The organism is Ramlibacter sp. (assembly GCF_036676645.1).
Lineage (GTDB): Bacteria > Pseudomonadota > Gammaproteobacteria > Burkholderiales > Burkholderiaceae_C > Ramlibacter.
In genome coordinates, this window is record NZ_JAKFCM010000042.1 from 16,878 (window position 1) to 28,724 (window position 11,847).

Annotated in this window: 10 protein-coding genes; 5 read left to right on the forward strand and 5 right to left on the reverse strand. The window is 71.6% G+C overall.

Annotated features, from left to right (window positions below; all coding sequences use genetic code 11):
- Positions 1-143: 143 nt before the first annotated feature.
- Entirely contained in the window at positions 144-1,994 is a 1,851-nt protein-coding gene (locus V6M57_RS07060) for a phosphoenolpyruvate carboxykinase (GTP) (protein ID WP_332814284.1), read from the forward strand.
- Between the two features lie 60 nt (positions 1,995-2,054).
- On the opposite strand, the gene V6M57_RS07065 is transcribed toward V6M57_RS07060, so the two are convergent.
- Both V6M57_RS07065 and V6M57_RS07070 read right to left on the reverse strand, forming a co-directional pair.
- Positions 2,055-2,210 (reverse strand): hypothetical protein, encoded by a 156-nt coding sequence (locus V6M57_RS07065; protein ID WP_332814285.1) that lies wholly within the window; start codon positions 2,208-2,210, stop codon positions 2,055-2,057.
- 5 nt (positions 2,211-2,215) lie between these two features.
- The gene (locus V6M57_RS07070) at positions 2,216-2,659 is read right to left on the reverse strand and encodes a hypothetical protein (protein ID WP_332814286.1); all 444 of its coding nucleotides are present in this window, start codon (positions 2,657-2,659) and stop codon (positions 2,216-2,218) included.
- Between the two features lie 118 nt (positions 2,660-2,777).
- On the opposite strand from V6M57_RS07070, the gene V6M57_RS07075 reads away from it, so the two are divergent.
- Both V6M57_RS07075 and V6M57_RS07080 read left to right on the forward strand, forming a co-directional pair.
- The gene (locus V6M57_RS07075) at positions 2,778-3,737 is read left to right on the forward strand and encodes a LysR family transcriptional regulator (protein WP_332814287.1); all 960 of its coding nucleotides are present in this window, start codon (positions 2,778-2,780) and stop codon (positions 3,735-3,737) included.
- Between the two features lie 60 nt (positions 3,738-3,797).
- On the forward strand, positions 3,798-4,610 hold the full coding sequence (locus V6M57_RS07080) for a metallophosphoesterase (RefSeq protein WP_332814288.1): 813 nt from the start codon (positions 3,798-3,800) through the stop codon (positions 4,608-4,610).
- Positions 4,611-4,613: 3 nt separating this feature from the next.
- On the opposite strand, the gene V6M57_RS07085 is transcribed toward V6M57_RS07080, so the two are convergent.
- Entirely contained in the window at positions 4,614-5,528 is a 915-nt protein-coding gene (locus V6M57_RS07085; protein ID WP_332814289.1) for a LysR family transcriptional regulator ArgP, read from the reverse strand.
- A 75-nt stretch (positions 5,529-5,603) separates the two neighbouring features.
- Between V6M57_RS07085 and V6M57_RS07090 the strand changes: the two genes are divergently transcribed.
- Complete coding sequence (locus tag V6M57_RS07090; protein ID WP_332814290.1) at positions 5,604-6,929, forward strand: D-amino acid dehydrogenase; 1,326 nt, start codon at positions 5,604-5,606, stop codon at positions 6,927-6,929.
- A 159-nt stretch (positions 6,930-7,088) separates the two neighbouring features.
- The gene (locus V6M57_RS07095; protein ID WP_332814291.1) at positions 7,089-8,099 is read left to right on the forward strand and encodes a metal-dependent hydrolase; all 1,011 of its coding nucleotides are present in this window, start codon (positions 7,089-7,091) and stop codon (positions 8,097-8,099) included.
- A 16-nt stretch (positions 8,100-8,115) separates the two neighbouring features.
- Here the strand turns inward: V6M57_RS07095 and V6M57_RS07100 are convergent, their stop codons facing one another.
- Together V6M57_RS07100 and V6M57_RS07105 are read right to left on the reverse strand one after the other, a co-directional pair.
- Entirely contained in the window at positions 8,116-10,452 is a 2,337-nt protein-coding gene (locus V6M57_RS07100) for a xanthine dehydrogenase family protein molybdopterin-binding subunit (protein ID WP_332814292.1), read from the reverse strand.
- Positions 10,453-10,577: 125 nt separating this feature from the next.
- On the reverse strand, positions 10,578-11,834 hold the full coding sequence (locus V6M57_RS07105) for an acyl-CoA dehydrogenase family protein (protein ID WP_442968789.1): 1,257 nt from the start codon (positions 11,832-11,834) through the stop codon (positions 10,578-10,580).
- Positions 11,835-11,847: the final 13 nt, after the last annotated feature.

An 11,847-nucleotide genomic window follows, 5' to 3' on the forward strand; every position in this document is an offset into this window, starting at 1 on the left:
GGATGGCCGCGCAGCGATGCCTGCCATCCACCACGCGCCGCACGCCGACTGAGCCAAGCCCGGTTTCAAAAAGGCGCGCTCGGCCCGTTGCAGAGCTCCACCTTTTTTGAAACCCGGTTTTTTGTTTCAGGAGCTTCGTGACGATGAATTCACCCGTGATGCAGGGGCTGAACCTCAATACCCCGGCGCATGTGCGCAACGCCCGGCTGGTCGCCTGGGTGGCCGACATGGTGGCGCTGTGCAAGCCCGACTCGGTGTACTGGTGCGACGGCAGCCAGCAGGAGTACGACCGCCTGTGCCAGCAGCTGGTCGATGCCGGCACCTTCAAGCGCCTGAACCCGGCCAAGCGCGCCAATTCTTACCTGGCCTGCTCCGACCCCAGCGACGTGGCCCGGGTGGAGGACCGCACCTTCATCTGCTCGCGCAAGAAGGAGGACGCCGGCCCCACCAACAACTGGATGGACCCGGCCCAGATGCGCGCCACCCTGCAGCCGCTGTTTGACGGCTGCATGCGCGGCCGCACGATGTACGTGGTGCCGTTCTCGATGGGCCCGCTGGGCTCGCCGATCGCCCACATCGGCATCGAGCTGTCCGACAGCCCGTACGTCGCGGTGAACATGAAGATCATGACCCGCATGGGCAAGGCCGTGTACGACGTGCTGGGCGTGGACGGCGAGTTCGTGCCCTGCGTGCACACCGTCGGTGCGCCGCTGCAGCCGGGCCAGCCGGACGTCAGCTGGCCGTGCAACAAGACCAAGTACATCGTGCACTACCCGGAGACGCGCGAGATCTGGTCGTACGGATCCGGCTACGGCGGCAACGCGCTGCTGGGCAAGAAGTGCTTCGCGCTGCGCATCGCCTCGACCATGGGCCGCGACCAGGGCTGGCTGGCCGAGCACATGCTGATCCTGGGCGTGACCAACCCGCAGGGCCGCAAGTACCACGTGGCGGCCGCCTTCCCCTCGGCCTGCGGCAAGACCAATTTCGCCATGCTGATCCCCCCCAAGGGCTTCGAGGGCTGGAAGGTCACCACCATCGGCGACGACATCGCCTGGATCAAGCCGCATGCCGACGGCCGCCTGTACGCCATCAACCCGGAAGCGGGCTACTTCGGCGTGGCCCCCGGCACCAACTACAAGACGAATCCGAACTGCATGGATTCGCTGCGGCGCGACGTGATCTTCACCAACGTGGCGCTGACCGACGACGGCGACGTCTGGTGGGAAGGCATGGACGGCGAGCCGCCGGCGCACGCCATCGACTGGCAGGGCAAGGACTGGACGCCGGAGATGGGCAAGGCCGGCGCCAAGGCGGCGCATCCGAATGCCCGCTTCACCGTGGCCGCCACCAACAACCCGGCGCTCGATCCCGCCTGGGACGACCCCGCGGGTGTCGCCATCGACGCCTTCATCTTCGGCGGCCGCCGGTCCACCACGGTGCCGCTGGTGACCGAGGCGCGCAACTGGGTGGAAGGCGTGTACATGGCCGCCACCATGGGCAGCGAGACCACCGCCGCCGCCACCGGCCAGCAGGGCGTGGTGCGGCGCGACCCGTTCGCCATGCTGCCGTTCACCGGCTACAACATGAGCGACTACTTCCAGCACTGGCTGGACCTGGGCCGCAAGCTGCAGGCCGATGGGGTGAAGCTGCCGAGGATCTACACGACCAACTGGTTCCGCAAGGGCGAGGACGGCAAGTTCGTCTGGCCCGGCTATGGCGAGAACATGCGGGTGCTCAAGTGGATGATCGACCGCATCGAGGGCCAGGCCGCCGGCCACGACCACGTGTTCGGCGTGAGCCCGGCGTACGAGGACCTGAACTGGACCGGGCTGGACTTCTCGCGCGAGCAGTTCGAGCGCGTCATCGGCATCGACAAGGCGGCCTGGCACAGGGAGCTGGAACTGCACGCCGAGCTGTTCCAGAAGCTGGCCTACCGCCTGCCCGCCGAACTGCGCCAGACCAAGGCGAGGATCGAGGAGCGGCTGGCCGCCTGATCGCCGCCGCGCCATGCGAAACAGCCGCCCGAGGGCGGCTGTTTCGCTGAGGCACGGGCTTCAGCGCTGGCGCGCGGCGGCCAGCAGCAGGCGCCGCCGGCGTTCGGCCCGGCGCTGGGCGCTGCGACGCGCCCAGGCATCGAGCCGGTCCAGCAGGGGCCGGGGGGTCGAGGCCAGGGTCCAGAGCCAGGCGCGACGGGCGGCGACCAGCAGCATGGCGCTTACCGGTAGCTGCGCAGGTCGACGGCCACGTCGGCCGAGGCCATCGCGCGGCTGATGTCGGCCATCACGCGCGGATCCAGCAGCGCAGCTTCCCAGTACTCGCGGTCGGCGCGGGCCTGGCGCCGGGTCGCGGCGATCTTCTCCCAGCGGGCGCCGAGCACGCGCCCGACGCTGCGGGCCGGGGTGGCGAGCAGTGCGATGGCGGCGAACGCGACCGTCCACAGCACGATCCACGCAGCCAGCAGGTGGCCTTCGGTCCAGGTCTCGACCACCTGGTTGGCCACCACCAGCAGCGAGGACACCAGGGTCGCCAGCAGCAGCGTGGCCGCGCTGCGGGAGCGGTCGAAGTCCTTGGCCGCCTGCTTGAGCGACTGCGCGGCGCGCTCCATGCGGGCGACGCCGGCATGCTGGACGGGGTAGTCGATGGGGGCGAAGCGGGTCATTTGTCTTTCTCCTGTCAGTCCCGCGAGCGGCGCTCCGGGATGGGGTAGAGATTAGGGTTTATCCTGATATCTTGCAAATCAATGTTGGCAATGCATACCATTCAGTAGGTGAATTGATATGGCGAACTTCCGGACCCTGGACCTGAACTTGTTGCGGGTCTTCGACCAGGTGATGGCCGAACGCAACCTGACCCGGGCCGCCCGCAACCTCGCCATGACCCAGCCGGCGGTCAGCAATGCGCTCAACCGCCTGCGCGATGCGCTGGGCGACAAGCTGGTGGTGCGCAGCGGCTACGGGGTCGAGCCCACCGCCCGCGCGCTAGCGCTCTGGCCGGCGGTCAGCGACGCCCTGCGCCAGCTGGAGAGCGCCCTGGTGCCCGGGCAGTTCGTCGCTTCCGAGGCCGTCCACACCTTCGTGCTGGCGATGGCCGACGCCACGGCCGCCGCGCTGATGCCGGGGCTGGTCGAGATCATCGAGGGCGATGCGCCGGGCATCACCCTGCGGGTGCTGCCGCTGACCACCCGCGATCCGCGCCGGCTGCTGGACGAAGGCACGATCGACCTGGCCGTCGGCTTCTTCCCCGCGGTGGTGGCGGACCTGACGGCGCAGGCGCAGGGCAGCGGGCTGGCCGCCTTCAACCACCAGCGGCTGTACGAAGGACGTTACGTCTGCGTCATGCGAAGTGGGCACCCGCTCGCCGGCCAGCCGCTGACCCTGGATGCGTTTTGCGCCGCCCATCACCTGCTGGTCAGCTTTTCCGGGCGGGCCTACGGCTTCATCGACGAGGCCCTGGCGGCGCTGCGGCGCAAGCGCCGGGTGGTACTGACCGTGAACCAGTTCTTCACCGCCGGCCGGGTGGTGACCGGCTCCGACCTGCTCACGGTGCTGCCGGAGCACTTCGTGCCGGCCACCGGCATGGCCGGCGAGCTGCTCATCCGGGAGCTGCCGTTCGAGGTCCCGCGCGTGCACGTCGAATCGCTCTGGCACCACAGGCAGGAGCAGCGCAGCGAGCATGCCTGGCTGCGGCTGGCGCTGTACACGGCGGCGCGCCGGGCCTTTGCCGCGGGCCACTTCTGAGCGCGCGCCGCCGGCAGGCCCGGGCCGGCGGGCCAGGCTCCGGCGGCCACAATCCCGGGCGTGAAATTCCAGCTTGCCTCCGACCTGCACCTGGAAACCCAGCCGCAGGCCCTGCTCACCCCCGCGCCGGGCGCCGACGCCCTGGTGCTGGCCGGCGACATCGGCTCCTACCAGCCCGGCAGCGCGCTGGCGGGCACCGATTTCGGGCTGGAGCGCTACTCGCCGCGCCACGGCTGGCCGGTGCCGGTGCTGTTCGTGCCGGGCAACCACGAGTACGACAACCTGGACTTCGACGAAACCCACGCCCGCCTGCGCGAGACCTGCGAGCGGCTGGGCATCACCTGGCTGGAACGCGAGGTGCGGGTGCTCGGCGGGGTGCGCTTCGTCGGCACCACCCTGTGGAGCGACTTCGACGCGCTGGCGAGGCAGGCAGCGGACACCGCCGGTGCGCTGAGGCAGCGCCACAAGGCCTTCCGTGCCGCCGACTTCTACCTGGCCAAGGCGGCGGCGCACCGCCGCGGCGAGCCGCTGCGGGCCGAAGGCTGGCGCGAACTGGGGCTGGAATGCCAGCAATGGCTGCGCCAAGCCTTGGCCCGGCCGTATCCGGGCCCGACCGTGGCGGTCACCCATTTCGCCCCCTCGCTGCGCAGTGCCGACCCGCGCTACGGCATCACGCCGGGCACGGCGGGCTTCTGCAACGCGCTCGACGAGCTGCTGCCGCTGGCCCGGCTGTGGGTGCATGGCCACCTGCATTGCCCGCAGGATTACCAGGTGGGGCCGTGCCGGGTGGTCGCCAATCCGCTGGGCTACGCGCGCAAGGGCGAACAGGACGGCTTCCGGCCCCAGCTGGTGCTGGAGGTGCCGGCGCCCTGAGCGTCAGGGTTGTCCGAGCGCCTGCCCGGCCGTGCCGCGCAGGGCCGCCGTCAGCGCATCCAGCACTTCCGACTGCAGGTTCCAGCAGTGCCAATAAAGCTGGATGGGCAGCCGCTGGCCGGGCAGGGCATCGACGAGCTGGCCCTGCTGCAGCAGGCCGCGCACCAGCAGCTCCGGCACCACGCTGACGCCCCAGCCGGCCAGCACCGCCCGCACCTGGCCTTCCGAGCTGGGCACGAACACCTGCCGCAGCCGGACCCGGCGCAGGCCGAACGCGCGCGCCACGAACTCGGCCTGCATGTCGTCCTTGCGGTTGAACGCGATGAAGGGCAGCTCGCGGAAGTTGTGCGGCGTCAGCCCGCGCGGGCACTGCGCCTGCAGCCAGCCGGGCGTGGCCACCGCCATGTAGTCCATCGCGCCCAGCGCGGCCACCCGGCAGCCGCGCAGCGCCTGCTTCAGCGTGGTGACGCAGCCCAGCACCTGGCCCTCGCGCAGCCATTCATGGGTGAAGTCCTGGTCGTCGGTGATCACCTCCAGCGGCAGGCCCTGGCGCGCCAGCCCGCCCAGCGCCGGCAGCGCCCAGGTGGCGATGCTGTCGGCATTGATCGCGATCGAGATGCGCTCCTCCTCGTGGTTGCCCCCGGCCATGCTGGGCGCCAGCTCGCCCAGGTCGCGCTCGAGGTCGGCGCGCAGCAGCCGCAGCTGCCGGGTGTGCTTGAGCAGCAGCTGGCCGGCGGCGGTGGGCCGCAGCGGCCGGCTGCGCACGATCAGCACCGTGCCGACCTGCGCCTCCAGCGCCCGCAGGCGCTGCGACACCGCCGACTGGGTGATCGACAGCCGGCGCGCGGCCCGCTCGAAGCCGCCCTCCTCGACGATGGCGGCCAGGCACTCCAGGGCGGCGGGATCGAAGGTGCTCATATAAGGAGGGCTGATGGACTGGCTTTCAGCTTAACTTTGCTTCATGTTTGCCGCAATCGGGCCGACACTGGCCGCATGAACGTCCTCGTCCTCGGCGCCGGCATCATCGGCGCCAGCACCGCCTGGCACCTGCTCGAGCGCGGCCACGATGTCACCGTGGTCGACCGGCAGGATGCGGCCGCGCGCGAGACCAGCTTCGCCAACGCGGCGCAGATCTCGGTCAGCTACTGCGAGCCCTGGGCCAACCGGCAGGCGCCGGCCAAGCTGCTCAAGTGGCTGCTGCGCAAGGACGCGCCGCTGCTGTTCCGCCCGCAGTGGGACTGGCAGCAGTGGCGCTGGGGCCTGCAGTTCCTGGCCCAGTGCAACGACGCCGCCTTCGAGCGCAACGTCGGCCAGCTGGTGGCGCTGGGCCGCTACAGCCACGCCGCCCTGAAGGACCTGGTGCGGGCCACCGGCATCGAGTACCAGCGGCTGCAGCGCGGCATCGCGCACTTCTACACCGACGACAACGCATTTGCCGAGGCCGACGAGGCGGCGCGCTTGATGCAGTCGTTCGGGGTCGCCCGCCGCGTGGTCGGGCGCGACGAGCTGCTGGCCATCGAGCCGGCCTTCGGCGCCTTTGCCGGCCGCATCGTGGGCGGCACCTTCACCGTCAGCGACGAGAGCGGCGACGCGCGCGTGTTCACCGAGCAGCTGGCGGCCCGCTGCGAAGCGCGCGGCGCCCGCTTCCTGTTCGGCCACGACATCACCCGGCTGGAGCAGGCCGGCGGCGCGATCGAGGCGGTGCGCGTGCGCGACCGCGGCACCGGCATCACGCGCCGGCTGCAGGCCGACGCCGTGGTGGTGGCCTGCGGCTCCTACTCGGCGCCGCTGCTGCGCTCGGTCGGCGTGGACCTGCCGATCTACCCGGGCAAGGGCTACAGCGCCACCTTCCGCATCCTCGACGCGAAGCGGGCGCCCACGGTGAGCCTGCTGGACGACTCGGTCAAGTGCGCCGTTTCGCGGCTGGGCGACGAGCTGCGCGTGGCCGGCACCATCGAGGTGGGCGGCTGGGACACCCGGCTCGACACGCCGGTGGCGCAGGCGCGCTGCGAGATGCTGGCGCGCCGCATCGAAGAAGTGTTTCCCGGCGCCTGCGACACGCGCAGCGAAGCCGGCGGCGGCAACCCGCGCTACTGGGCCGGCCTGCGCCCGGCCACGCCGACCAACATCCCGTTCATCGGCCGCACCCGCGTCGGCCGCCTGTGGGTGAACGCCGGCCACGGCACGCTGGGCTGGACCCATGGCGCCGGCTCCGGCAAGGCGATGGCGGCCCTGATCGACGGCGAGCGGCCGGACCTGGCGTTCGGCTTCCTCGGTTTCGACGCCCCGCGCGCGGAACTGCGCCCGCGCGCCGCGTAGGCGCTCGACGAGAGGAGGGCAGCGGAGCTGCCCTCCGGGCCGGACCGTGCAGAACAACATGCAGCACGGCTCCTCTGAGAAGGAGCCGGCTTGGCCGGGCCTTCTCACCCATGCTGGAGCCTCAAGGAACTCGCGCAGCGACTTCCTCCAGAATGCCCCATGGATTCGATCACCCAGTTCGGTTTGGGCGCGGCGGTCAGCGTGGCCGCCATGGGTCGGCGCACGGCCGTGTGGAAGGCAGCGCTGTGGGGCGGCATCGCCGGTACCCTGCCCGACCTGGACGCCTTCATCGACCATGGCAACGCGGTGGCCAACATGACTTACCACCGCGCCGAGAGCCACAGCCTGTTCTGGCTGACGCTGGCATCGCCGGCGCTGGCGGCGATCGCCAGCCGCGCCGCCGGCGAGGCCGACCGGTTCCGGCGCTGGTGGCTGGCGCTGTGGCTGGCCCTCGTCACCCATCCGCTGCTGGACACGCTGACGGTCTACGGCACGCAGTTGCTGCTGCCCTTCACCGACCACCCGTTCGGCGTCGGCAGCATCTTCATCATCGACCCGCTGTACACGCTGCCCCTGCTGGCCGGTCTGGCGATCGCCGTGGCGCGCGGGCGCGACCATGGGGGGCTGCGCTGGAATGCCGGGGCACTGGCGCTGTCCAGCGCCTACCTGGCCTGGAGCATGGCCGCGCAGGCGCACGTGCGCGCGGTGGCCGAGGACACGCTGGCTGCCGCGGGGCGGCCGGCGCAGCGCCTGCTGGTGACGCCGACCGCCTTCAACACCCTGCTGTGGCGCGTCGTGGCCATGCGCGAGGACGGCTACGAGGAAGGCTTCTACTCGGTGCTGGACGACGGCCGGACCCTGCGCTTCGAGCGCTTCCCGCGCGACCGCGCGCTGGCGCGCGAGCTGCAGTCGCTGTGGCCGGTGCAGCGCATGCAGTGGTTCACCCACGGCCTCTACAAGGTGCACCGGCAGGGCGGGCACGCCTACATCACCGACCTGCGCATGGGCCAGGAGCCGCACTATTCCTTCGACTTCCAGGTGGCGCGGCGCGCGGGCGGGCGCTGGGAGCCGGTCGTGGCAAGCAACGAGGGGGCGCGCGGGGACGTGGGCGCCGGATTGCGCTGGCTGTGGCGACGGATGCTGGGCGAAGACCTGCCGCCGCCGCGGTGAACGCGCCCGCCCCGCCTCAGGCCGGGGGCGTCATCAGCTCCCACAGCCGTCCCGGCGTCAGCGGCATCTGCAGCCTGGCGGCCAGCTCCGCGTAGCCGCCGCTCGCCAGCGCATCGGCCACCGCATTGACCGCGCACGGCGTCGCGCCGATGGTGCCGAGCTCGCCGACGCCCTTCACGCCCATCGGGTTGTTGGTGCAGGGCGTGCTCTCGTCCATGCGGGTGACGAACTCGCCGGCCAGCAGGTCGGCGCGCGGCGCGGCGTAGTCCATCAGGCTGCCGGTGATCGGCTGGCCGCTGCCGTCGTCGTAGACCATCTGCTCCAGCAGCGCCTGGCCCAGCCCCTGCACCGCGCCGCCATCGAGCTGGCCGCGCACGATGGTCGGGTTGACCACGCGGCCGACGTCGTTGACGCTGCTGTAGGCCACCACCTGCAGCTGCCCGGTGGCAGGGTCCAGCTCCACCTCGCTGATGTGGCAGGCGTTGGGCCAGCTGGGGCCGGCCACGGCGGTCGTGCTTTCCAGGTGGATGCGCTGCTGCGGCTGGCGGCCGGCCAGCGCGGCCAGGTCGATCGACAGGTCGGTGCCGCGCACGCTGAAACGGCCGGCGCGGTAGTCCAGGTCCTGTGCGCTCGCCTCCAGCGCCTGCGCCGCCAGGCGGCGCGCCTCGTCGAGCGTCTTCTGCGCGCCTTCGCGCAGCGCCGAGCCGCCAGTGAACAGCGAGCGCGAGCCGGCGCTGCCGAAGCCGTCGCCGCGGTCGGTGTCGCCCAGCACCACCCGCACCTGCTCGATGGCGACGCCGAACACGTCGACCACCAGCTGCGCCAGCGTGGTGGCGATGCCCTGGCCCATCGCGTTGACCGCCGAGAAGACCTCGATCACGCCGTCCGGCAGCACGGTGACGGTGACGCGCTCCTCCAGTGCGTTGCCGCCGGTCCATTCGAGGAAGGTGGCGATGCCCAGGCCGCGCAGTTTGCCGCGGGCATGGCTGTGCGCCCGGCGCGCTTCGAAGCCGGCCCAGTCTGCCTGCGCCAGCGCCTGGTCCATCACGTGCTCGAAGCGGCCGACGTCGTAGGTCTGCCCCATCGGGTTGGTGTAGGGCATCTGTTCGGGCCGGATGAAGTTGCGCCGGCGCAGTGCGATGCGGTCGATGCCGGTCTGCCGCGCGGCCTCGTCCATCAGCCGCTCCATGATGTAGATGGCTTCCGGCCGGCCGGCGCCGCGGTAGGCGCCGGTCGGCGCGGTGTTGGTCATCACCGCCCGGAAATGGAAGTCGACGACCGGGATGTCGTAAACGCTGGTCTGCACCCAGGGGCCGATCAGCAGCTGGATCGCCAACCCGGTGCCGGTGGCATAGGCGCCGACGTTGGCCAGCGAGCGCAGCCGCAGCGCGAGGATGCGGCCGTCGGCGGCCAGCGCCAGCTCGGCCTCGGTGCGCAGGTCGCGGCCATGGTGCGAGGACAGGAATTCCTCGCTGCGCTCGGCCGCCCACTTGACCGGCTTCGCCAGCCGCCGGGCGCACCAGGCCAGCGCGATGTCCTCCGGATAGGCGCCGGTCTTCATGCCGAAGCCGCCGCCGACGTCGCCCACGGTCACCCGCACCTGCTCGCGCGGCAGGCCGATGGCATCGCAGATCGAGTTGCGCACGCCCGAGGGCATCTGGGTGCTCATGCGCAGGGTCAGCCGGCCGTCGTCGGCCTGCCAGGCCAGCACCGTGCGCGGCTCCAGCGCCAGCGCCGCCACGCGCTGGTTGGCCAGGTCGAGCCTGACCCGGTGGGCCGCCCGCGCGAATGCTGCCTCGGTCGCGGCGGCATCGCCGTAGCGGGTCTCGGCGGCGACGTTGTCGGGCGCCTCCTCGCACAAGGCCACGCGGCCACCCTCGACGGCCTGGCGCACCTCGACCACGGACGGCAGATCTTCGTATTCCACGCCCACGGCCTCGGCGGCGTCGCGCGCCTGCTGCAGCGTGCCGGCGACCACGACCGCCACCGCCTCGCCGGCGAAGCGCACGCGGTCGAAGGCGAGCACCGGGCGCAGCGGCGAGGCACCGGGCGCGCCGCCGGCGCGCTTGAACCCGGCGTTGACGGGCAGCGTCTTCACGCCGTCCTGCTGCAGGTCGGCGCCGCTGGCCACCAGCGCGACCCCCGGCATGGCGGCGGCCGCCGCCGTGTCCACCGACACGATGCGCGCATGCGGATGGGGCGAGCGGACGAAGACCGCGTGCAGCAGGCCCTCGGGCTGCAGGTCGTCGGTGAAGCGGCCCTTGCCTTGCAGCAGGCCCTCGTCTTCGATGCGCGGCACCGCGCGTCCGCTGCCGAAGCGGGCGGCGATGCCAGGGGGATCGGATTCGCTCATGGGCTCCTCGCGTGGATGCGGCCCATTGTGCCGCCCGCGCGCCGCGGCTTCAGCGCGGCGCCGCGGCCGGGGCGGCCCGGCGGGCACCCCGCAAGGCAGGGCCGAGCACCGGGCGGCCTTGCGCCCTACTCATCCTTCTCGCCGGGCTCGTACAGGGTTTCCCGCCCCATGCGATCGAGCACCAGCTCGGCCGTCCACGGCAGCATCAGCGAGCCGCAGCGGCTGTCGCGGTAGATGCGCTCGATCGGCAGGTGCTTCATCATGCTCTGGCCGCCGCAGGTGCGGATGGCCAGGCGCGCCAGGTCGTTGGCGCCTTCCATCACCGTGTACTGGGCCGCGTACAGGCGCATGCGCTCGTCCTTCGACGGGTTGGGCCGGGCCTCCCGGATGGCGCGCAGGAAGACGCTCTTGAGGTTCTCCAGCTGGATGCGCATCTGCGCCACCGCCACCTGCTTGGTCGGGTACATGCGGCGCCTGACCGGCGGCTCGCCCGGCACCTCGCCGCGCAGGTACTGCACGGTGAAGTCGTACGCCGCATTGGCCAGCCCCAGGTAGGTGGGCGCCAGCGTGAAGAACATGGCCGGCCAGGTCTGCGCGCCCTTGAAGTAGACGCCGCGCGGCATCAGCTGCGCCTCGTCGGGCACGAACACGTCCTGGAAGGTCAGGTTGCGGCTGACGGTGCCGCGCATGCCCAGCGGGTTCCAGTCGCCGCTGATCGCGAAACCCTCGCTGGTGGCCGGCACGGCCAGGTACAGCGTGTCCCGGGGGTCGGGCTTGACGCCCTCCTGGTCCTCGGTGCACAGCACGCCGTAGTAGTCGGCGGCGCCCGACAGCGAGGCGAAGATCTTGCGTCCGTTGACCAGCCATCCCCCCTCGACCTTGCGTGCGGTGGTGCCGAACGGGGCGCGGCCGGCGGCGGCGGCGCTGCCTTCGGAGAAAGGCTGGGCGTAGATCGCGCCGTCGCGCACCACGCGGCGGAAGTGCAATTCGCGCCGCTTCCCATGCTCCTGGCGCTGCGCGTCGGTCATGGGAATGCCGTCGGCCAGCACGCCGGTCCACATCGTCGAGCAGATGTGCATGTTCCAGGTCAGCGCGGTGGCGCCGCAGAAGCGCCCGATCTCGGCGGCCACCATCATGTAGGTGGCGTAGTCGGCGCCCCCGCCGCCGTAGGCCGAGGGCACGCACATCGCCAGCAGGCCGGCCTCGCGCAGGTCCTCGTAGTTGGCGAACGGGAAGCTGGCCTGCTCGTCCCACTCGGCTGCGCGCGGCGCGAACCGCTTCTGGCCCAGTTCGTGCGCCAGCGACAGCAGCGAGCGCTGCTGCGCGGTCAGGTCGGTGTCGCCGACGGCGGGCGTGAAGCCCAGCGAGGTCATCGCGTCCATGGGTTCTTCGTCT

Excerpts from the sequence above, each read along its gene's own strand:
- V6M57_RS07060 (WP_332814284.1), top strand. The coding sequence starts at position 144 with ATGAATTCACCCGTGATGCAGGGGCTGAACCTCAATACCCCGGCGCAT.
- V6M57_RS07065 (WP_332814285.1), bottom strand. The coding sequence starts at position 2,210 with ATGCTGCTGGTCGCCGCCCGTCGCGCCTGGCTCTGGACCCTGGCCTCG.
- V6M57_RS07070 (WP_332814286.1), bottom strand. The coding sequence starts at position 2,659 with ATGACCCGCTTCGCCCCCATCGACTACCCCGTCCAGCATGCCGGCGTC.
- V6M57_RS07075 (WP_332814287.1), top strand. The coding sequence starts at position 2,778 with ATGGCGAACTTCCGGACCCTGGACCTGAACTTGTTGCGGGTCTTCGAC.
- V6M57_RS07085 (WP_332814289.1), bottom strand. The coding sequence starts at position 5,528 with ATGAGCACCTTCGATCCCGCCGCCCTGGAGTGCCTGGCCGCCATCGTC.
- V6M57_RS07090 (WP_332814290.1), top strand. The coding sequence starts at position 5,604 with ATGAACGTCCTCGTCCTCGGCGCCGGCATCATCGGCGCCAGCACCGCC.
- V6M57_RS07095 (WP_332814291.1), top strand. The coding sequence starts at position 7,089 with ATGGATTCGATCACCCAGTTCGGTTTGGGCGCGGCGGTCAGCGTGGCC.
- V6M57_RS07100 (WP_332814292.1), bottom strand. The coding sequence starts at position 10,452 with ATGAGCGAATCCGATCCCCCTGGCATCGCCGCCCGCTTCGGCAGCGGA.
- V6M57_RS07105 (WP_442968789.1), bottom strand. The coding sequence starts at position 11,834 with ATGGACGCGATGACCTCGCTGGGCTTCACGCCCGCCGTCGGCGACACC.